Genomic DNA, 19,591 nt, shown 5'->3' with positions numbered 1-19,591 from the left:
TGAACATTTTCCGGTCTCCAGCATGTAAAAAAAATGATTGGCGGCGAACGCTCCATGGACAAAATGCAACGGTAGCGCGGCGAAAATGTTCGTCACAGCATCGCGTTCTGGGCCTTTCGTCCGCCGAAACACTCAAAAAAACACGTCGCAGCATGGGGTAAAATAACACCACACAACTAAGTCATTGATTTTGTTCGCGCAGACGCTGGAGCCAGCATGCGCAACAGCTTGACCGCGTTTTCGTTGCAGATTATACACCGCCACAGATCGCGGCCCCTCGGGACCGCTTTCTTTTTGCATTCTTCGGAATGCGACCCAAGCAACAAGAAACGCCCGATCGTTCGCCATAAGGACGATCAGGGATCAAGCTGAAAGAGACCTCAATGTCTACCTTCGTTCAGAAGCCTGCAGAGGTGGAGAAGAAGTGGATCATCATCGACGCCGAAGGGCTCGTTGTTGGTCGCCTCGCCACCATTATCGCCACGCACCTGCGCGGCAAGCACAAGGCCACCTATACACCTCACGTTGATGATGGCGACAACGTCATCGTGGTCAACGCCGAGAAGGTTGTTCTTACCGGCAAGAAGTATTCGGACAAGACCTACTACTGGCACACCGGTTATCCGGGTGGCATCAAGGAACGTACTGCCCGCCAGATCATCGAAGGCCGCTTCCCGGAGCGCCTTCTCGAGAAGGCTGTCGAGCGCATGATCCCGCGCGGCCCGCTCGGCCGTCGCCAGATGAAGAACCTGCGCGTCTACGCCGGCTCCAACCATCCGCATGAAGCCCAGCAGCCCGTCGCTCTCGACGTCGCCTCGCTGAACAGCAAGAACACAAGGAGCGCCTGATAATGGCCGATCTTTCTTCCCTGAAGGACCTTGCCCCGGCACAGGACGCAGCTCCGGCTCACGTCCGCAAGGTCGACTCGCTGGGTCGCTCCTACGCCACCGGCAAGCGCAAGAACGCCGTCGCCCGCGTCTGGGTCAAACCGGGCACCGGCAAGATCACGATCAACGGTCGCGAATTCCGCACCTATTTCGCCCGTCCGGTTCTGCAGATGGTTCTGCAGCAGCCGATCGTCGCAGCTGCCCGTGATGGCCAGTTCGACATCGTCGCGACCGTCGCCGGCGGCGGCCTGTCCGGCCAGGCCGGTGCAGTTCGTCACGGTCTCTCGAAGGCCCTCACCTACTTCGAACCGGGCCTGCGTCCGGTCCTGAAGAAGGGTGGCTTCCTGACCCGCGACAGCCGCGTCGTCGAGCGTAAGAAGTACGGCAAGGCGAAGGCCCGTCGTTCGTTCCAGTTCTCCAAGCGTTAATCGCTGGACAACCGGAAACGGAAAACAAGGCGGGGCTTCGGCTCCGCCTTTTTTCGTTCGGAGGGATTGCAACAGCGGCACTGTCGCCGTCCTTCCCGTTGCACCCCGACGCGCCACATTCTAGCTTGTGCCCAAACACCGCAGTTGGAGAGACTTTCGCATGGCGAGCAAATCGATAGACAATGCCTTTACCGCCAAAGCCGTGCGCGGTGCCGCGACCGATCCCACCTATGCGGGTGCTCTCTCCTTCATGCGCCGTCCCTATTCCAAGGCAGTGGAGGGCGTCGATGCCGTGGTGCTCGGCATTCCTTTCGACGCCGCGGTGTCCAATCGTCCCGGTGCCCGCTTCGGACCGCAGGCAATCCGCCGCGCCTCGGCAATCTTCGACAATGATCCGCAATATCCGTTTGCCCGAGACCTGTTCGAGCAGATGGCGGTGGTCGATTACGGCGATGTTCTGCTCGACTACGGCAATCACCAGGAGACGCCCGGCCTGATCGAACAGGAAGCGGCCACGATTCTTGCCTCCGGCGCCTATCTGCTCGGCCTCGGCGGCGATCATTTCGTCACCTGGCCGCTGCTCAAGGCCCATGCCGCAAAGCATGGGCCGCTGGCGCTGGTGCATTTCGATGCGCACCAGGACACCTGGGACGACGACGGCAAGCGGATCGACCACGGCTCGTTCGTTTGCCGGGCGGTCCGCGAGGGCGTTATAGACCCGGCCCATTCGATCCAGATCGGTATCCGCACGGAAGCGCCGGAGGATTTCGGCATCAAGATCCTGCATGGCTACACGGTCGAAGACCTGTCCGCCCAGCAGATCGCCGACCAGATCCTTACCCATGTCGGCGATCGGCCGGTCTATCTGACCTTCGACATCGATTGCCTCGATCCTGCCTTTGCGCCCGGAACAGGAACACCGGTTGCGGGGGGCCCCTCCTCGGCCAAAATGCTGTCGGTCTTGCGCAAGCTCGGCAGCCTCGACATTCGCGGCTCCGACATCGTCGAGGTGGCGCCAGCTTACGACCATGCCGATATCACCGCCATTGCCGGTGCAACGGTGGCGATGTATATGCTGGGACTTAAGGCCGAACGACTGGCTGCATGCCGTTAACAAACTGAATCAAACGGCGGATAAAGTGATTCTGCCTGTTATCGTAACCTTCTGATTTTGTGGACAAAGACATGAGCGCGAAAATCTTCATCGATGGCGAACACGGAACCACCGGGCTGCAGATCCGCACCCGCATGGCCGGCCGCCGCGATGTGACGCTGCTGTCGATCCCGGAAGCCGAACGCCGCAACGCCGCCATGCGCGAAGACCTGCTGAACGGCGCTGATATCGCCATCCTGTGCCTGCCGGACGATGCTTCCAAGGAGGCTGTCGCCATGCTGTCGGGCAATAACAAGGTGCGGATCATCGACACGTCGACGGCCTACCGGGTTGCGCCGGACTGGGCCTACGGCTTTGCCGAAATGGACAAGGCGCAGGGCGACAGGATCAAGTCGGCGCGCTACGTCGCCAATCCGGGCTGCTACCCGACCGGCGCCATCGGCCTGATCCGGCCGCTGCGCGCAGCCGGCATTCTGCCGGACGGCTATCCGGTCTCTGTCAATGCCGTGTCCGGCTATACCGGCGGCGGCAAACAGATGATCGCGCAGATGGAGGACGTGAACCATCCCGAGCACCTGGCGGCCAACAATTTTCTCTATGGCCTGCCGCTCAAGCACAAGCATGTGCCCGAGATGACCATCCATGGCCAGCTCGACCGTGCTCCCCTCTTTGCGCCTTCGGTCGGCCGCTTTGCCCAGGGCATGATCGTCCAGGTGCCGCTGTTCGTCGAAGACCTCGCAGACGCTATGTCGCTGGAGAGCATCCATGCGGCACTAGTGGAACATTATGCCGGCCAGACCGTCGTCACGGTCGTGCCGCTTGCAGACAGCGCCAAGCTTGCCCGCGTCGACGCCGAAGAACTGGTCGGCCAGGATACGATGAAGCTTTACGTCTTCGGCACGCCGGGCGGCGCGCATGTCAACCTCGTTGCCGTGCTCGACAACCTCGGCAAGGGCGCGTCGGGCGCTGCTGTACAGAACATGGACCTGATGCTCTCGGCCTGAGATCGTCTATCGCGCTCAGACTTTAGATTTGGCTGAGATTCAATCCCTGACTTCCAGCGCCAGCGGTTTGGGCAGTTCGCCGTAGAAGCCACGCCAGTGCGCTATGGCGAAGGCAAGCACCACCAGCGCACCGCCCTGATGGGTGAGACCGGCATGGAGCGGGACCTGCGTGATCAGGGTGACGATACCGATGACGGCCTGGATGCTCACGAGGGCAAACAGGACGACACTGCGGCGCGCATGGGTGGTTTCGGCATCGGCCTTTAGCGACTGTGTCATGTGGAGGAGAGCCGCGGCAAACAGCAGATAGGCGCCGATACGATGGACGAACTGCACCGTCTTCGGGTTTTCGAAGAGGTTGATCCACCACGGCTGCTGAATGAAAAGGTCAGTCGGGATCAAGGCTCCGTCCATCAACGGCCAGGTGTTGTAGGAGTATCCTGCATCGAGACCAGCCACCAGGGCACCCAGATAGATCTGGAAGATGGTCAGTGCGACCAGGATGCCGGCGAAACGGCGTGATCCGGCGGTCGGTGCAGCATCATTGCTGTGCGGCGTCAGGCTCCGCATGATCCAGACGCAACCGGAGAAGATCAGACAGGCGATGATCAGATGCGTGGCAAGCCGGTACTGGCTGACATCGACGCGCACGCTGAGGCCGGACGAGACCATCCACCAACCGATGAAGCCCTGAAATCCGCCCAATGCCAGAAGGCCGACCAACGGCAGACGCAATTGGCGCTCGATGCGCCCGGTGAGCCAGAAAAACATCAGCGGCAAGGCAAACACGAGGCCGATCAGGCGTGCGAGAAGACGGTGCGCCCATTCCCACCAGAAGATGGTCTTGAACTCGTCCAGCGTCATGCCCTGATTGATCTGCTGATATTCCGGGATCTGTTGGTAAAGCTGAAATTCCTCTTGCCATTCGGCAACGGAAAGCGGCGGAATGGCGCCGTGGATCGGTTTCCACTCCGTGATCGACAGGCCGGAATCGGTCAGGCGCGTGGCACCGCCGACCAGGACAAGACAGAAGAGCGTTGCGATCACGACGCCGAGCCAGATCCGGATCGTCCGGCGATTGGCATCAACCCGCTTTATTTCCCGGCGGACATCCATCTCGTTTCCGCTCATCGCAACTGTCATTCGTCAAAACCCCTTTTCGAGACTTGCTCTTCAGAAGAGTTGATTTGCATCACTTGGGTGTGCAAAACAACCCCGACCGTTTGCGGCAAGCGGTCGCGTCACCGCGCGCCCTGCCGCGATATCGACGGAAGCAAAAGGATATGCCATGCCCATCAGACTGCGCAAATTCATCGGCACTGTTCTGATCATCATCCTGGTTCTTGTCTACGCGCTGCTGGCGACCACAATCGCGACTGCAACGCTCGCCGCGTCGCCGTGGTGGGTTCATGTGCTCTACTTCACGCTGACCGGTGTCCTGTGGATTCTACCGGCAATGCTGATCATCAGGTGGATGGCCGGCCCGATCCGCAAATAGGTTCGCGCACCCACTTTAACCCTCTGTTCACCGCATTCACCGGCAATTCAAACGTCGGTCAGCTGCGCTAACCGAATTTTGCCAATCGGCGGCTAGCCTCGTCCCGGCGTATTCGTTCGGACGGGAGATCGCGCGTGCAAGCATTACGACCAGAGACAAAGGCAACAGCGGGGACCGTTGCGGTTGACGCAGCCTCTGTGCGGCTGACGCTTCGCGCGCACGATACCATGTCCGTTGTGCAACACGACTGGCGCCTTCTCGAGGCCGATCCTCGCAATTCCTTGCATCAAGGCTATGACTGGTGCTGCGCGTGGGTCAAGACCCACGGCCATCCGCTCGCCATCGTCGAGGGCCGCGTTGATGGTGTGCTGGCGTTTCTGCTGCCACTGGAAATCCAGCGCCTGAACATGGTTCGTTGCGCCCAGTTCATCGCGACACGTTTCACCAATTTCAACAGTGGACTGTTCTCCGCCGATTTCCGCGCCAAGGCTCCGGGTATTCCGGCGGCCGAAATGACCAAGGCTCTGCGCGAAGCGCTGTCAGGCCGGGCCGATTTGATCAGCCTCTGCAACATCCCCTTGGAATGGTGTGGCGAACGTCACCCTCTGGCGGAACTGGCAACGGTCGAGAACCAGAACCATTCCTTCCAGTTGTCGCTGGGTGCGGACATGGACCAGACCATTGCGCCGCTCAACGCCAAGCGACGCCGGAAGAAATATCGGGGACAGGTCCGCAAAATGGAAAGTGCGGGCGGTTTCGAGCATGTGCGAGCCATATCCTCGGCGGACAAGGCTCGCTTTCTGGAACTGTTCTTTGCCCAGAAGTCCGCGCGTTTCAAAGCTTTCGGCCTGCCGAATGTATTTCAGGCGCCCGAGACTCAGGCATTCTTTCACATGCTGCTCGACCTCGATCGCGGTGGCTTGGATGTTCCGCTCGAACTGCATGCGATCCGTCTCAAAGGAGAGAACGACGGAAAGATTGCCGCCATTGCAGGGCTGTCACGCAAGGGAGACCATGTCATCTGCCAATTCGGCTCGATCGACGACACGCTGGTTCCCGAGGCCAGCCCAGGCGAGCTGTTGTTCTGGCTGATGATCGAACGCAGTTGCCACAATGGCGCTGCACTCTTCGATTTCGGCATCGGCGATCAGGAATACAAGCGGAGCTGGTGCACGCAGGAAACCGTGCAGCACGATATCCTGCTGCCGCTGACAGCATCTGGGCGTCTGGCGGCGTTCACCCAAAGAGGCGTGACGCGAACCAAGGCGGCGATCAAGGGCAATGCACATCTCTATGCGCTGCTGCAGCGTTTGCGGGCACAGGCGACGACGGCCTCGGGCAAACCCACAGCCGTCGACGGTTGATCAAACGGAAGATCAGGCCGCGTCGCGGTCACGATCATCGGGCGTGGGCACACTTGCGGCCATCAGAACCAGATCCGAATAGCCGGCGCTTTCGAACGCCGCCATGATTTCGGCAAGCTCCTCCGGATTGGGCTCGGGGGCGGAGAGAATGATTTCATGCGTGCCGCTGCGGCTGAGACGTGCAACGCCTTCGGCATTGGCCGGACCGCATTCGACAAGAACCATGTCATAGGCGTCAGCGAGCGCATCGACGATCATCGACAACCGATCCGCGCCGCGCATCGCCTGACGAATATCCGAATTGCCCTGCGGAATGATATCCGCACCCGACAGGCGATCCGGATGGATCGTATCGGCAAAGGCGGCGTCGCCGCACAAGAGATCGGTGACACCGGCCAGATCCGGATTGGGTGCCATCAGCAATGTCGGGCAGGCAGACCCGGTCATGTCGACGAGAACCACCCTGACGCCGCGGGCAGACAGTTCACGTGCCAAGAGGACAGTACCCGTCGAACCATCATCGCCCGAAGGCGATATCGCAAAGGCAATTCGGGTCTGCTCGTCGATCAGATAGGTCGCAACGGCAGACACCGAGAATTCGTCTTCCTCTTCGGCTGCGGTGGCAACCGGCGCATCGTCATCATCGCGGTTTTCCGGTTCAAGATCGAGAAACTGCTCCATCTCCTCCGCCAAGGCATTGTCGGCAGGCGTTTCGATCTCGTTTGCGGACACCGCAACCGGAGCCGGAAAAACAGGAGACGATGGGTTTGTCAACGGTGGGTCGAAGGTATCACCGGGCTCGCGATCTTCTGCGCGGTTGTCCGTCGGCCTCAATGCCCGACCACTGAAGAGCTCCAGCATCATGACCAGAACCGCGCTCAGGATGAGCGTTGCCAGGGCGGCGACGATGGTGATCGGGATAACCTTGGGGAAATTCTGTTCGGAGGGCTCGATCGCGCTCGAGACAACACGCGCATCCGCAGGGCTTGCCCCCTCCCCGAGACGGCTTGAAGCCTCGCGATAGCGCGCAAGATAGGTTTCCAGCAACTGGCGCTGGGCCGCAGCCTCCCGTTCGAGGGCATTCATACCCACCTCGTCTTCGCCCGCCCGGGCGCTGTCTGCCTTGACGGAGTTCAACTGGGCGATCAACTGGGTTTCGCGTTCGCGGGCAACCGCCGCGTCATTCTCAAGGCTGGCGGCAATCTTGGAGGATTCGGCCGCAATCTGCTCGCGGATGCCGGAAAGCTGCGCGCGCAATGCCTTCATCTGCGGGTGGCCATCCAGCAAGGTGGTCGACAGATCGGATATCTGGCCGCGTATCTGGGATTCCGTCGTCTTCAACCGCTGGACCGATTCCGATCCGGCGACGGCGTCCAGCGTATCTGTCGGCCTGCCGCTTTTCACGGCGGCCAAGACGTTCTGTGCCTTGGCCTCCGCATCGGCCCGTTCGCCGCGCACACGTGCCAGTTCGGACGATATATCCGACAACTGCTTGGCGCTGAACGAAGACGAATCGGTGCCCAGCGGCATCAGCCCGGCAGAGGAGCGATATTCGGCAACCTTCTGCTCGGCATCGCGAACTTTCTCGCGCAGATTGGCAATCTCGGTCTCCAGCCAGCGAACCGCGTCGGAATTACTGTCGAGTTTCGCGCCGCTCTGCAGCGAGCGATAGACGTCGATGATCGCATTCGGAACAGCTGCCGCCAGCGCCGGATCCTTCGAGGTGAACTCGATACCGATCACGCGCGACTTTTCGACCTGGTAGACCTGCAGCTTTTCCTTGAAGGCCTTGAGCACTCTCTGCTCCGGCGGCAGTTCGAGCGGGTTGCTCTTCAGGCCAAACAGGACAAGAAAATCGGATATGGCCGACGGCTTGGTGTCCGGGTCGAATTCCTCGCGCTCATAGAGCTTCAGATCGCGGGCGACCTGCTTCATCAAGTCGACAGACTGTAAAAGCTGGACCTGGCTGACGATATTAAGTTCGTCCGACGGCGGCTCGCTTGTGCCCGAGGCCGTGCCCGGCGATGAAAATGTCGGCTGTTGCGGCTCGATCAAAACCCGCGCGTCGGCCTCATAAGTCGGATCCATCAGGCTCGCGCCGACAAAGGCCAGCGCTCCGGTGAGTGCGGTTGCGGCCAGGATCGTTCCCTTCCGCGACCAGACGGCACGGAAAAGCTGCGCGAGATCGATATCCACGTCCTGATGACCGTTGCCTAAACTCGACATGCCCAACTCCCGGTACAAATTCGGGCCAAACGTAAATGAACATGGTAACTCAACCGTTAATAGTTGCGGCTGGCTGTCGATCCGGCCGAGACTGAGCGATCGACGCGTCCTTCTTTACCCGGTGTTAACCCTAACCGATTGATAACGGGGCAACGAATTGAATGATCGGGAGCGCGTCGGCGCATGGCAAGGGCTGGTACAAACGGGATATTGTTGCTCGCGGCAGCAGTTCTGTCCGCGGGACTTGCTGGTTGTGCGGGATATCGCCCGGCGCCGAAAGTCTTTCATGAGGCGACCATCCAGCCTTACCGGCTGGACAGTGGCGACCGTCTGCGCGTCACCGTGTTCGAGCAACCAAGTCTCAGCAATACATATACCGTCGACCAAGCCGGCTATATCGCCTTCCCGCTTGTCGGGCAGGTCCCGGCCCGCGGTGCGTCTCTGACCCAGCTCGAAGGCGCCCTCGCCCAGAAGCTCAAGCAGGGCTACCTGCGCGATCCGGATGTCACCATCGAGATCGACCGCTATCGCTCGATCTTCATTATGGGTGAAGTTGGCCAGGCCGGGCAATATGCCTATGTGCCCGGCATGACCATCATCAACGCCATCGCTGTCTCCGGTGGCTTTTCCAGCCGCGCCAACCAGCAGGATGTCGATGTCACCCGCAAGATCAATGGACAGATCCTGACCGGACGCGTGCCGATCACCGATCCGATCCTCGCCGGCGACACGATCTACGTTCGTGAGCGGCTGTTCTGATCTATGCAGGAGACGGGATCACTTCGCATCGTTCACTGCTTCAGATCGCCCATCGGTGGAATTTTTCGCCATGTGCGCGATCTGGCTGAATACCATAGCCGGGCCGGACACCAGGTCGGTATCGTGTGCGACAGCTCCACCGGCAGCGAGCATGAAGACAAACTTTTCGCGCAGATCGCTCCCTATCTCTCGCTTGGCCTCACCCGGATGCCCATTCGGCGCTCGGTCAGCCCCGGAGATCTCGCTGCGCTGATCAAAAGTTACAAGAAAATCGAGGAATTGCGGCCTGACATTTTGCATGGGCACGGCGCCAAAGGCGGTGTGCTTGCGCGGGTCATCGGCTCAGCCTTGCGGGTTAAAAGGTATCGCGTTTCCCGCTTCTATTCGCCCCACGGGGGCAGCCTGCACTTTTCCAGCACCAAGCTTTCAGGCAAAGCGGTGTTTACGATCGAGCGGGTGCTTGAGCATATGACGGAAGCGATTTCCTTTGTCTGTGACTACGAGCGCAATACCTACGAGACCAAGATCGGCAAACCGCGCTGCGACGCGGCACGTATCTATAACGGCATCCGGGACGACGACTTCGAGCCGATCCCGACGGGTGCCGACGGGGTCGATTTGCTCTATGTCGGGATGCTGCGCGATATGAAGGGACCCGATGTCTTCATCGAGGCTTTTGCCCAAGCCGAAAAACTCGTCGGTCGGCCGCTGAAGGGACTGGTTGTCGGCGATGGTCCCGACAAGGCACGATACCAGATCATGCTTGAACGAATGGGGCTTTCCGCCCGCGTCGACGTGTTGCCCGCCATGCCGGTGAAGCAGGCCTTTGCAAAATCCGACATCATCGTTGTGCCGTCGCGGGCAGAAGCCATGCCCTACATAGTGCTGGAGGCTCTGGCTGCCGAAAAAACCGTGATCGCATCCCGCGTCGGCGGCATTCCGGAGGTCCTCGGCGCAACCAGCGAAGCGCTGGTGGAGCCCGGCGATGCCACGGCTTTGGCCCGGATCATGGCAAAAGCCATCCTCACCCCTGCCTGGGGGGCCGACACGATGCCTAAGCGCCAGCAATTCCAGTCGCGCTTCTCCGCGTCGGTGATGGCCAATGAAATCGAAGCCCTCTATCGCAGACACTTGATCGTGTCTTAACCGGCGGAGACCGCACTGCGCCAGATTGGCACAGAATGTCGTCATTTGACCGCAAAGCCTCAAACGTTTCTTAGGACCTTGCTGCTAGCGTTCGCGCACCCACATGCGAGAGCGAGCAATGAACAAGGTTGATAAGCCAGACGCATTCGACCTCGGCGCCATGCGCCAGAGGGCGAGCGAGGCAGCCAGGGATCCTGACGCTGCCAAGGGCCCGACAGAACCGGTCGAGATCAGCGCACTTGCACGGCAGATCGCCGGCCAATACAGCGACGTCAATTATTCGCCGTCAATCATCATCGGTCAGCTTCGCTTCCTCGAATTTTTCAGCCTGTTTGCCATAGCGCTCGCCGCCAATTTCTTCTTCGCGCTCGAGCCCTACGATCATCTCATGAGCTCGGCGGTCAACGGCGTTGTGATTGCGGCTCTGGCGCTGGTGCTGATGCAGGCTGCCGATTGCTACGATGTCTCCATCGTGCGGACACCGATGCGATTCATGGGCCGTGTGCTGGCCAGTTGGATGGCCGCGGTCGCCATGACTGCGTTGGTCAACCTGCTTTTCCTGACCAATGACGCCCATTACCGCACCATCCTCGCGGCCTGCTTCGTGCTCGGCGCAGCCTATCTGTTCATCGAGCGCAACCTCATTGGTTTTGGCATCCGCCGATGGGCAAGAAACGGCGTGATGGAGCGTCGGGCAGTGATTATCGGCGGTGGCAAACCGGCAAAGGACCTGATCCGTGCGCTGGAGCAGCAGCCGGAAAATGACATCCGCATTTGCGGCATCTTCGATGATCGCAATGCCCAGCGATCGCCGGACATGATCGCCGGATATCCAAAGCTCGGCACGGTGGCCGAACTGGTCGAGTTTGCCCGGCTTGCGCATATCGACATGCTGATCATTTCTCTGCCGCTCAGCGCCGAAGCGCGCATCATGCAGTTGCTGAAAATGCTCTGGGTATTGCCCGTCGATATTCGATTGGCGGCGCATTCGAACAATCTGCGCTTTCGCCCGCGTGCCTATTCGCATGTCGGCGCAGTGCCGCTGCTCGACATTCTCGACAAGCCGATCCGCGACTGGGATTCTGTGGCGAAACGGGCTTTCGACATCTTTTTCAGCATTCTAGCTCTGCTGTTGCTCTGGCCGGTGTTCATCGGCGCAGCACTTGCCGTGAAATTGAACTCGAAAGGCCCGGTCTTCTTTGTTCAGAAACGCCATGGCTTCAACAACGAGATCATCAACGTCCTCAAGTTCCGCTCGATGTATACCGAGATGAGCGATCCGACGGCGCGCAACGCGGTGACCAAGAATGACCCGCGTGTCACCTCTGTCGGCCGGTTTATCCGCAAGACATCGATCGACGAATTGCCGCAGATCTTCAACGTTCTGCGCGGTGACCTTTCCCTCGTCGGTCCGCGCCCGCATGCCATTCTCGGCCAGACACGCGACAAGCTCTATGGCGACGTCGTCGAGGGCTACTTCGCCCGCCACCGGGTCAAGCCGGGCGTGACCGGCTGGGCGCAGATCAACGGATGGCGCGGCGAGATCGATACCGATGACAAGATCAAGTTTCGCACGGCCTATGACCTCTACTATATCGAGAACTGGTCATTGCTTTTCGATCTCAAGATCCTGTTCCTGACGCCGATCCGTCTGCTCAACACGGAAAATGCCTATTGAGCTCGATCGCCGCCCATCCGCCGGCTGCATTCAGGCCGCAGGCAGCGGCCATGCAGATCATCGCGTCATCTCTGATTGCGTTCGGCGTGTTCCTCTCCGGATTCGTGATCTCCGAACCGGCGCCATATGAATTGCTGATGGTCGTACAGGTGGCGTTATGGTTCCTGCTCGGGCTGAAAATCTCGCGCGCGGTCGCCCCGCTGCTTGCGCTTCTCCTGACCTTCAATGTGGGCGGCATGCTGTCGCTGACCGTGTTGCGCGATATCGTCACGGACCAGGTCCTTTATGTCGCCGTATCGATTTTCCTGGCCATCACCGCCGTTTTCTATGCCGCGATCATCGAAGACCGCCATCAGCGGCTGAAGCTGATCTTCCAGGCCTGGGTGGCTGCGGCCGTGATCACCGGCATGCTTGGCATCCTGGGATATTTCCATGCTTTCCCGGGTGCCGAGATCTTTACCCGATACGACCGCGCCATGGGCGCATTCCAGGACCCGAACGTGTTCGGCCCGTTTCTGGTCGGTCCCATGCTCTACCTGATGCATGGTCTCCTGACCGGGCGCCTTGTTGACGCACCCTTGCGCATTGTCGGCATGCTGATCATCGCCTTTGCCGTCTTCTTGTCATTCTCCCGCGCAGCCTGGGGACTGTTCCTGTTTGCGGCACTGGCGCTTGTCTTCATCATGCTGCTGAAGGAACGCACCAATGCATTTCGGCTGAAGATCCTGATGCTGTCGCTGGCGGCCGTCGCGATGATCGTACTCGCCCTGGTCGTCGCGTTGCAGTTCGAGAAGGTCCGAGACCTGTTTCTTGCGCGAACGCAACTGGTCCAGGATTACGATGGCGGTCATCTCGGCCGGTTCGCCCGCCACAGGCTCGGGTTCGAAATGGCGATGGAGCGGCCACTCGGCATCGGGCCGATGATGTTCAGCAAGATCTTTCCGGAAGACGAACACAATATCTGGCTCAAATCGCTGATGACCTATGGCTGGCTGGGCTTTGTATCGTATGTGACGATGATCCTCTGGACCTTCGCGATGGGCTTTCGCTACCTGCTCCGCGACCGGCCATGGCAGCCCTACCTGATGGTGTCCTGGATCGTCCTGGTCGGACACATGCTGATCGGCAACGTCATCGACACCGATCACTGGCGGCATTTCTATCTCATCCTAGGAATCGTCTGGGGGTGCGGCGCATTGGAATGGCGTTACCAGAGGCAAAAGCGGACGAGCCGGAGAGCCATCACCTAAAATCACGGTGAGGATTTGATTCTGGCGCCACCTGCGCCATATTAGATCTTATGATCTCAGCCGCTCAAATTCGCGCAGCCCGCGCCTTTATCGATCTGACCATAGACAAGCTGTCTGCAGCAAGCGGCGTTTCGGCGCTGATGATCCTGCAGATCGAAACCGAGCGTGCCTATGATGCCGGACCGGAAGCCTACGGGCTTCTCCAGTCGGCACTTGAAGAGATGGGCATCGCGTTTCTGGAAGCAGGACAAGGGGGCGAAGGCGGAGAAGGCATCCGCCTGAACCGTCGCCCGCACGAAGTGGATGGCATTCGGCCGGAGAACCTCAACGCCACGAACGACGATTAATTTCATGATGGATGGAACAAAGCAATGTTCCATCACTTACCTGCCTGAAAGACACAGACAGGAGAATTTCATGAATCGAAGCAATGGCCTCTACCTCATCATCGGTGCACTCGTCGTGGCCGTCGTCGGCCTGGGTGCCTACGTCTATCGCGAGGAAAGCAAGCCGCAGGGCGTTGAACTCCGCATCGGCGAAAACGGCGTATCGGTGGAAGAAAACTGAGCGCTAGAACTTGAGCTACACCGGCTTGATAAAGCTTCGATAGAACTGCACGGGGGCGCTTACGGCGCCCTCAAGCATATAGGGCTGGCGCTCGCTCGTCCCTGCCCGGCGCGTCACCGGGAGTCCATGATCAAGACCGTCGATCATCCGAAACTCGACCAGCACCCTGCCATCGCCATCCTTCCAGATGCGTGACTTTCCGTTGGCGGTCGCCACTTCAACGCCGTGCTGTTCCGTGAGACCATAGAGATCAAGCCACTGTGACAGGCTTGCCTCAGCGTTCACCGGCGCGACCACCTTATCTGCGCTGCCGTGCCATATGGAGACCGCCGGCTGGGCCTGCGTGTCCGGGCGAACCTGGCGGATGAGATCGCCCCACTCCGAAGCGCTGCGATTGGCTCCTGATTTCATCACGGACAGGGCGGTCATTGCATCCCGGGCAGATCCATAGGGCAAACCACCAACGATCTGACCGGCGGCAAACAGGTCCGGATAGGTGGACAACAAGGCGACCGTCATCGCGGCGCCCGCAGACAAGCCCTGAATGAATATGCGATCCGGCATGATGCCGTGCCGCTTTGCCGAATGCTCGATCATCTGGCGGATCGACATGAGCTCGCCGCGGTCCCTGGCAACAGCACTCGGGCGAAACCAATTGAAACAGAGGTTCTGATTATTTTGCTTGGTCTGTTCCGGGTAGAGAAGGACAAACCCCTTCTCGCGCGCAAGACGGCTCCAGCCGCTGCCGTGATCAAAGCCCGCGGCTGTCTGCAGACAGCCGTGCAGCACGACCACGAGCGTCGCGCGTTCAGCCTTGGCGGCGGCAGCCGGGGCGAATTCCAGCATGCGCAGACGGCCTGGATTGGTGCCAAAGGAAGGCACTTCGACCAGCCCGGACCGGCCCGCCCGGGCGCGCGGCGCAGGCTTGGGCGTGTCTGCTGTCGGCAAGACACGCATGGCAGCGGTCAGCTTTCGGCCCCACTTGCGCTGTTCCCGCAGGATCGACGATAGCGGCATAGGGATCTTGAAGCGCATCGGGCTCTCGCTCTTTGTCAGTCTCTATCATCGCATATAATGCTGCATTGCAGCAAACACAGGACACGAGGCGAGAAAAAATGGTTCTTACGGGCAGAGCCCGCATTTCTATCTGTGACGAAAATGGAAAACTACTGGGATATCAAGGAGTAAATGGTCGGGGCGGCCGGATTTGAACCGACGACCCCTTGACCCCCAGTCAAGTGCGCTACCGGGCTGCGCTACGCCCCGACCCGCCTATAAGGCAAGTTTTCTTTAGACAGTCAGTCGGAGCGGTGCAAGGGGAAACTCGGAAACGGCTGAAAAAATCGCAGCAGCTATCATTACTTCAATCGGGCCATCAGGGCCTGAACCTCCAGCAGACGGCGACGATCTTCTTGATCCTCGCTGTCGATCGCATAGCAGGTGCTGTCCATGCAGAATCGCGTCACCTTGAGCGGCTGGGCGTCCGGATCGAACTGGCATTCGATCTCCTGGTCAAGCTCGGTGTCTTTCGCATCCAGCTTGGTCGAATAAGTCAGCCTGGCGCCTGGCGGGCTCAATTCAGGAAAGGATTGGACCACACCAATCCTCAACTCCTTCACCATGAGCATACTTTTCGCGACGAAGACGCATGCATCTTCAACTGTCTTTGGTGCCGGCGTCGATGTCTGGGCAAATACGGGCACAACAGAAGCCGAGTGTGCGAGCAGAGCTGCAGCGAAAAAATATGATTTCATGATACCTCGCATGTGACGCTAATGGTCGTAAACGAGGAAGAGCCCGAGAGGTTCCCTGGCACCCTGCGGAAAGGCACCCGCGGCCAGAGATGGCCGATCTGTTCGGCGTTATCGAACCTGATCGAGCAGGCGTTTGCATTCGAGCAGATCGAACAGCGCCTCTTGCAGCAACGCGCGATCTTCCTTGCCGATAGCGCCCTTGCCCACGGAGATTTCCGATGCGTCGTCGCTGCCGCTGCCAAATCCAAAGAAACGACCGCTTGCGCGGATCTTCGGACGTCCGACGAGTTGATCCTCATCCAAGCCGCCGCCGAGCTTAGGGTCTTCACCCTTGGCAGCATTTGCGGCCACAAGGGCTTCCATCGTCGCCACATCGCCGGTGGCGACAGCCATGACAAACTTGTTGCCATTGGTCTTCAGCAGCTTCTGGACGCCTTTGATCGTATAACCCTGATCGTAGAGCAGGTTGCGGATGCCCTTCAGCAGTTCGACGTCATCGGGTCGGTAGTACCGTCGGCCACCGCCGCGCTTCAGCGGCTTGATCTGGGGAAAGCGGGTTTCCCAGAAGCGCAAGACATGCTGCGGCAGATCGAGATCATCAGCCACTTCGCTGATGGTGCGGAAAGCATCCGGGCTCTTGTCCAATTGCATTTCACCGCTCCTCATGCGTCAGGCTAACGACCTGCCTCGCTCATCGCTGCGCAGTTCAACGACTTACCGCAACTCTTCTCAAGCGTTGCGCGATGGCGGACGAAATGCGCCGCCAAGATTGCCTATGCGGCGGGGTTCACCGGCTTCTGCTTGGCCTTGCGGGAAATATGAGCGCGCAAAATACGCTGTTTCAGGACATTCGACGCCTTGAAAGTCATAACCCGGCGTGGGGAGATCGGAACCTCCTCGCCGGTCTTGGGATTGCGGCCGATACGCTCGTTCTTGCTGCGCACCTGAAAGGTGGCAAAGGACGAAAGCTTGACCATTTCGCCCCGCACGATCGCGTTGCAGATTTCGTCGATCACCGTTTCGACAAGCTCAGCCGATTCTGTGCGTGACAGGCCTACTTTCCGGAAGACCGATTCAGCCAAATCCGCACGCGTCACTGTCTTCCCGGCCATAGTTCTCGCCCGCCTAAATCAATGATCTTGTTGAATTCCGTAAAGACTATTGTCCTTAACGGCGACGGTCAAGCGCTTGTTGATGCCCAATTTTTGGCATTTGACTACCAGCGCAGCAGGACGGCGCCCCAAGTGAAGCCGCCACCCATCGCTTCGAGCATCACAAGGTCGCCCTGCTTGATGCGACCGTCACCGGCAGCGGTTGCCAGTGCCAAGGGAATCGATGCTGCCGAGGTGTTGCCGTGGAGATCAACCGTGATCACGACTTTTTCGGACGGGATGCCCAATTTCTTCGCCGACGCGTCGATGATGCGCTTGTTGGCCTGGTGCGGAACCAGCCAGTCGATATCGCCGGCTGTCGTGCCTGTCGCATGAAATGCGGCCTCGATCACATCGGTGATCATGCCGACGGCATGCTTGAAGACTTCGCGGCCTTCCATGCGCAGATGGCCGACAGTGCCTGTGGTGGACGGGCCGCCATCGACATAGAGTTTCTCACGATGGACGCCATCCGAGCGCAGATTGGTGGTCAGAACGCCGCGGTCCGCTGTCGTGCCTGCCCCTTCTGCCGCTTCCAGTACAATGGCACCCGCGCCATCACCGAATAGCACGCAGGTGGTTCGATCGTGCCAGTCGAGAATTCGGGAGAATGTTTCGGCGCCGATCACCAGAACGCGCTTGGCCATGCCACCGCGAATGTAGAGGTCGGCGGTCGACAGCGCGTAGATAAAGCCCGAACAGACTGCCTGTACGTCAAACGCAAAGCCATGATGCATACCGAGCCGGTTTTGAATGTTCACCGCCGTTGCCGGGAATGTATTGTCCGGCGTCGACGTCGCGCAAATGATCAGATCGATGTCGGCCGAGGTCAGCCCAGCACGATCAAGCGCCTGCTGTGCGGCTGCGGCGCCCAGCGATGCTGTGGTCTCGCCTTCGCCGGCAATGTAGCGCTGGCGAATGCCCGTGCGCTGCACGATCCATTCATCAGACGTTTCCACCAAACCCTCAAGCTCGCCATTGGTCATCACCCGCTTCGGGAGCGACGCTCCGAAACCGCGAACAACAGAACGAATCATTATGTTTCCTACCTAGTGTTCATGCGGCTTCGGGGCCCGCTGGAGACGGGTGCCGGGCATGATATTTTTTCAAATCGTTTTCGATCTTTTGCGTCAGCCCGTTGCGGGCCATGTCATAGCCGACGTCGATGGCTGCTGCAAAGCCCTCAGCATCCGTGCCGCCATGGCTCTTGATGACGATGCCGTTCAGACCGAGGAACACGCCGCCATTGACCTTGCGCGGGTCCATCTTGTCGCGCAGGCGGTCAAAGGCGCCCTTGGCCAGCAGATAGCCCAGCTTGGCCACCAGTGTCCTCGACATCGCCGCGCGCAGGTATTCGGCGATCTGGCGGGCCGTGCCCTCTGCGGTCTTCAAGGCGATATTGCCTGTGAAGCCTTCTGTCACGACCACATCGACGGTGCCCTTGCCGAGATCGTCGCCTTCGACAAAACCATAATAATCAATCGTGTCGAGCCCGGCTTCGCGGATCAGACGACCGGCCTCCTTCACTTCTTCCTGTCCCTTGATCTCTTCCACGCCGACATTGAGCAGGCCGACCAAAGGACGCTCGATTTCGAACAAAGCGCGCGCCATGGCGCCCCCCATAAGGGCAAAATCAAGCAATTGCTGGGCGTCGGCACCAATCGTCGCGCCGACATCGAGGACGATGCTTTCGCCGGAGAGCGTTGGCCAAATCGCTGCGATCGCCGGACGTTCGATGGTCGCCATCGTGCGCAGGCAGAACTTTGCCATCGCCATCAACGCGCCGGTATTGCCAGCCGACACGACCACATCCGCCTGCCCGCTCTTCACCGCTTCGATCGAGCGCCACATGCTGGAGATGTAGCGGCCACGACGCAAAGCCTGGCTCGGCTTCTCGTCCATGCCGACAGACACTTCGCAGTGGTGGAAGACCGATTTCGCCTGGAGCTTCGGATACTGCGCCAGAATCGGCAAACAGCGTTCCTGCTGCCCGTACAGGATGAAACTCACATCCGGGTGACGATCAAGCGCCTTGGCAGCGCCGGGTATGACGACTTCGGGACCAAAGTCGCCGCCCATGACGTCGAGAGAAATTCTGATCACTGAAACCTGACCCTTCTTCTTCGCTGCCTAGCGAAATTTCGGCCAAAATACCGCTTTTGTGTCCATGCACAACCCACCCAAGGGAGCAGATGGGGCCTGATCAGTCCTTTTTCCAGTCTTTCAGCACAGCAAACGGAGACGGCTTGCGGTCCACGTCCTCAGCACTCTCAATATGCGCCGCAAACTCGGCACCCGGCTTTTTCGGATAGGGATCAATGCCCAGCGCGGCAAATTCGGCAACCAGTTCACCAGCATCGATCGTATCGCCGACAAAGGTTTCCGGCAGGTCGGGACCATCCGGATCCAGCACCATCTCGCCGGCACCATCGGCAACGATTCGGGCAAGCTTGGAGCCTTCCGGGACGAAGATCTGGTCAATTTCCTGATCGACCGTCGATACAACCGGTTCCAGTGTCACGACGCAAGCCTGGACGATTTCACCGGAGACACGTCCGGTGATGCGAACGCCGTCCTTCTTCCAGCGCGCGATCTGGAGTTCGGCGGACAGGCTGTTGACACCTTCGATATTCCAGACGTTCGCCAGTGCCTGGCGCTCGCGCTCATCCGCCGCGAGGCGAACCCGCACGGGGTTTGCCGACACATGACCGACCTTGACCAGGTAACTGAATGCTGCGGCTTCGCCGCTTTTGTTTGAGCTCATA

Annotated in this window: 21 protein-coding genes and 1 tRNA gene; 12 read left to right on the top strand and 10 right to left on the bottom strand. The window is 59.5% G+C overall.

Annotated features, from left to right (window positions below; translation table 11 throughout):
* Window positions 1-383: 383 nt before the first annotated feature.
* From rplM to argC, 4 genes are all read left to right on the top strand, one after another.
* Window positions 384-848, top strand: a complete 465-nt coding sequence (rplM, locus tag LQ231_RS09735; protein ID WP_230171201.1) for a 50S ribosomal protein L13 — start codon at window positions 384-386, stop codon at window positions 846-848.
* 2 nt (window positions 849-850) lie between these two features.
* Window positions 851-1,315 carry a 30S ribosomal protein S9 gene (gene rpsI, locus LQ231_RS09730; RefSeq protein WP_113140970.1) on the top strand — a complete coding sequence of 155 codons (465 nt, stop codon included), beginning with the start codon at window positions 851-853 and terminating at the stop codon, window positions 1,313-1,315.
* Window positions 1,316-1,475: 160 nt separating this feature from the next.
* Window positions 1,476-2,429 carry an agmatinase gene (gene speB / locus LQ231_RS09725; protein WP_113140969.1) on the top strand — a complete coding sequence of 318 codons (954 nt, stop codon included), beginning with the start codon at window positions 1,476-1,478 and terminating at the stop codon, window positions 2,427-2,429.
* 71 nt (window positions 2,430-2,500) lie between these two features.
* Window positions 2,501-3,433, top strand: coding sequence for an N-acetyl-gamma-glutamyl-phosphate reductase (gene argC / locus LQ231_RS09720; protein ID WP_230171200.1), 933 nt, complete (start codon window positions 2,501-2,503; stop codon window positions 3,431-3,433).
* 39 nt (window positions 3,434-3,472) lie between these two features.
* Here argC and LQ231_RS09715 read toward each other — a convergent pair whose 3' ends face one another.
* On the bottom strand, window positions 3,473-4,576 hold the full coding sequence (locus tag LQ231_RS09715) for a COX15/CtaA family protein (RefSeq protein ID WP_230171199.1): 1,104 nt from the start codon (window positions 4,574-4,576) through the stop codon (window positions 3,473-3,475).
* A gap of 145 nt (window positions 4,577-4,721) precedes the next feature.
* Here LQ231_RS09715 and LQ231_RS09710 point away from each other — a divergent pair, with 145 nt between their 5' ends.
* A complete protein-coding gene (locus tag LQ231_RS09710; RefSeq protein WP_113140964.1) occupies window positions 4,722-4,931 on the top strand; it encodes a DUF2842 domain-containing protein in 210 nt (69 codons plus the stop codon).
* Between the two features lie 227 nt (window positions 4,932-5,158).
* Window positions 5,159-6,295, top strand: coding sequence for a GNAT family N-acetyltransferase (locus LQ231_RS09705; protein WP_230171198.1), 1,137 nt, complete (start codon window positions 5,159-5,161; stop codon window positions 6,293-6,295).
* A gap of 12 nt (window positions 6,296-6,307) precedes the next feature.
* On the opposite strand, the gene LQ231_RS09700 is transcribed toward LQ231_RS09705, so the two are convergent.
* Window positions 6,308-8,521, bottom strand: a complete 2,214-nt coding sequence (locus LQ231_RS09700) for an exopolysaccharide transport family protein (protein WP_230171197.1) — start codon at window positions 8,519-8,521, stop codon at window positions 6,308-6,310.
* Window positions 8,522-8,704: 183 nt separating this feature from the next.
* Between LQ231_RS09700 and LQ231_RS09695 the strand changes: the two genes are divergently transcribed.
* From LQ231_RS09695 to LQ231_RS09670, 6 genes are all read left to right on the top strand, one after another.
* Window positions 8,705-9,280 carry a polysaccharide biosynthesis/export family protein gene (locus LQ231_RS09695; RefSeq protein ID WP_113140962.1) on the top strand — a complete coding sequence of 192 codons (576 nt, stop codon included), beginning with the start codon at window positions 8,705-8,707 and terminating at the stop codon, window positions 9,278-9,280.
* 3 nt (window positions 9,281-9,283) lie between these two features.
* Window positions 9,284-10,426 (top strand): glycosyltransferase family 4 protein, encoded by a 1,143-nt coding sequence (locus LQ231_RS09690; protein WP_230171196.1) that lies wholly within the window; start codon window positions 9,284-9,286, stop codon window positions 10,424-10,426.
* Window positions 10,427-10,544: 118 nt separating this feature from the next.
* Complete coding sequence (locus LQ231_RS09685; RefSeq protein WP_230171195.1) at window positions 10,545-12,104, top strand: undecaprenyl-phosphate glucose phosphotransferase; 1,560 nt, start codon at window positions 10,545-10,547, stop codon at window positions 12,102-12,104.
* The gene (locus LQ231_RS09680) at window positions 12,101-13,354 is read left to right on the top strand and encodes an O-antigen ligase family protein (RefSeq protein ID WP_230171194.1); all 1,254 of its coding nucleotides are present in this window, start codon (window positions 12,101-12,103) and stop codon (window positions 13,352-13,354) included. The genes LQ231_RS09685 and LQ231_RS09680 overlap by 4 nt, the downstream gene beginning before the upstream one ends.
* Window positions 13,355-13,404: 50 nt before the next feature.
* Complete coding sequence (locus LQ231_RS09675; RefSeq protein WP_113140958.1) at window positions 13,405-13,701, top strand: hypothetical protein; 297 nt, start codon at window positions 13,405-13,407, stop codon at window positions 13,699-13,701.
* Window positions 13,702-13,771: 70 nt separating this feature from the next.
* A complete protein-coding gene (locus LQ231_RS09670) occupies window positions 13,772-13,921 on the top strand; it encodes a hypothetical protein (RefSeq protein ID WP_007598321.1) in 150 nt (49 codons plus the stop codon).
* Window positions 13,922-13,936: 15 nt separating this feature from the next.
* Here the strand turns inward: LQ231_RS09670 and LQ231_RS09665 are convergent, their stop codons facing one another.
* The 8 genes from LQ231_RS09665 to LQ231_RS09630 all read right to left on the bottom strand — a co-directional run bounded on the left by LQ231_RS09665 (window position 13,937) and on the right by LQ231_RS09630 (window position 19,590).
* Entirely contained in the window at window positions 13,937-14,956 is a 1,020-nt protein-coding gene (locus LQ231_RS09665; RefSeq protein WP_230171193.1) for a PHB depolymerase family esterase, read from the bottom strand.
* Window positions 14,957-15,110: 154 nt separating this feature from the next.
* A tRNA-Pro gene (locus tag LQ231_RS09660) sits at window positions 15,111-15,187 on the bottom strand.
* Between the two features lie 92 nt (window positions 15,188-15,279).
* The gene (locus tag LQ231_RS09655; protein WP_230171192.1) at window positions 15,280-15,687 is read right to left on the bottom strand and encodes a hypothetical protein; all 408 of its coding nucleotides are present in this window, start codon (window positions 15,685-15,687) and stop codon (window positions 15,280-15,282) included.
* Window positions 15,688-15,783: 96 nt separating this feature from the next.
* Window positions 15,784-16,320, bottom strand: a complete 537-nt coding sequence (locus LQ231_RS09650; protein WP_113141082.1) for a MerR family transcriptional regulator — start codon at window positions 16,318-16,320, stop codon at window positions 15,784-15,786.
* 128 nt (window positions 16,321-16,448) lie between these two features.
* Entirely contained in the window at window positions 16,449-16,787 is a 339-nt protein-coding gene (locus LQ231_RS09645) for an integration host factor subunit alpha (protein WP_113140955.1), read from the bottom strand.
* A gap of 104 nt (window positions 16,788-16,891) precedes the next feature.
* Window positions 16,892-17,863, bottom strand: coding sequence for a beta-ketoacyl-ACP synthase III (locus LQ231_RS09640; protein ID WP_230171191.1), 972 nt, complete (start codon window positions 17,861-17,863; stop codon window positions 16,892-16,894).
* Between the two features lie 19 nt (window positions 17,864-17,882).
* On the bottom strand, window positions 17,883-18,929 hold the full coding sequence (plsX, locus tag LQ231_RS09635) for a phosphate acyltransferase PlsX (RefSeq protein ID WP_113140953.1): 1,047 nt from the start codon (window positions 18,927-18,929) through the stop codon (window positions 17,883-17,885).
* Window positions 18,930-19,029: 100 nt separating this feature from the next.
* Window positions 19,030-19,590: a DUF177 domain-containing protein gene (locus LQ231_RS09630; protein ID WP_230171190.1), complete on the bottom strand. Its 561-nt coding sequence runs from the start codon at window positions 19,588-19,590 to the stop codon at window positions 19,030-19,032.
* Window position 19,591 lies beyond the last annotated feature (1 nt).

This window comes from Rhizobium sp. CECT 9324, from assembly GCF_918741265.1.
GTDB lineage: Bacteria > Pseudomonadota > Alphaproteobacteria > Rhizobiales > Rhizobiaceae > Allorhizobium.
This window is presented reverse-complemented; position numbering and strand designations above follow the sequence as displayed.

Coding starts and splice junctions, on each gene's coding strand:
- rplM (WP_230171201.1), top strand. CDS start 384: ATGTCTACCTTCGTTCAGAAGCCTGCAGAGGTGGAGAAGAAGTGGATC.
- rpsI (WP_113140970.1), top strand. CDS start 851: ATGGCCGATCTTTCTTCCCTGAAGGACCTTGCCCCGGCACAGGACGCA.
- speB (WP_113140969.1), top strand. CDS start 1,476: ATGGCGAGCAAATCGATAGACAATGCCTTTACCGCCAAAGCCGTGCGC.
- argC (WP_230171200.1), top strand. CDS start 2,501: ATGAGCGCGAAAATCTTCATCGATGGCGAACACGGAACCACCGGGCTG.
- LQ231_RS09715 (WP_230171199.1), bottom strand. CDS start 4,576: ATGACAGTTGCGATGAGCGGAAACGAGATGGATGTCCGCCGGGAAATA.
- LQ231_RS09710 (WP_113140964.1), top strand. CDS start 4,722: ATGCCCATCAGACTGCGCAAATTCATCGGCACTGTTCTGATCATCATC.
- LQ231_RS09705 (WP_230171198.1), top strand. CDS start 5,159: ATGTCCGTTGTGCAACACGACTGGCGCCTTCTCGAGGCCGATCCTCGC.
- LQ231_RS09700 (WP_230171197.1), bottom strand. CDS start 8,521: ATGTCGAGTTTAGGCAACGGTCATCAGGACGTGGATATCGATCTCGCG.
- LQ231_RS09695 (WP_113140962.1), top strand. CDS start 8,705: ATGGCAAGGGCTGGTACAAACGGGATATTGTTGCTCGCGGCAGCAGTT.
- LQ231_RS09690 (WP_230171196.1), top strand. CDS start 9,284: ATGCAGGAGACGGGATCACTTCGCATCGTTCACTGCTTCAGATCGCCC.
- LQ231_RS09685 (WP_230171195.1), top strand. CDS start 10,545: ATGAACAAGGTTGATAAGCCAGACGCATTCGACCTCGGCGCCATGCGC.
- LQ231_RS09675 (WP_113140958.1), top strand. CDS start 13,405: ATGATCTCAGCCGCTCAAATTCGCGCAGCCCGCGCCTTTATCGATCTG.
- LQ231_RS09670 (WP_007598321.1), top strand. CDS start 13,772: ATGAATCGAAGCAATGGCCTCTACCTCATCATCGGTGCACTCGTCGTG.
- LQ231_RS09665 (WP_230171193.1), bottom strand. CDS start 14,956: ATGCGCTTCAAGATCCCTATGCCGCTATCGTCGATCCTGCGGGAACAG.
- LQ231_RS09655 (WP_230171192.1), bottom strand. CDS start 15,687: ATGCGAGGTATCATGAAATCATATTTTTTCGCTGCAGCTCTGCTCGCA.
- LQ231_RS09645 (WP_113140955.1), bottom strand. CDS start 16,787: ATGGCCGGGAAGACAGTGACGCGTGCGGATTTGGCTGAATCGGTCTTC.
- LQ231_RS09640 (WP_230171191.1), bottom strand. CDS start 17,863: ATGATTCGTTCTGTTGTTCGCGGTTTCGGAGCGTCGCTCCCGAAGCGG.
- LQ231_RS09630 (WP_230171190.1), bottom strand. CDS start 19,590: ATGAGCTCAAACAAAAGCGGCGAAGCCGCAGCATTCAGTTACCTGGTC.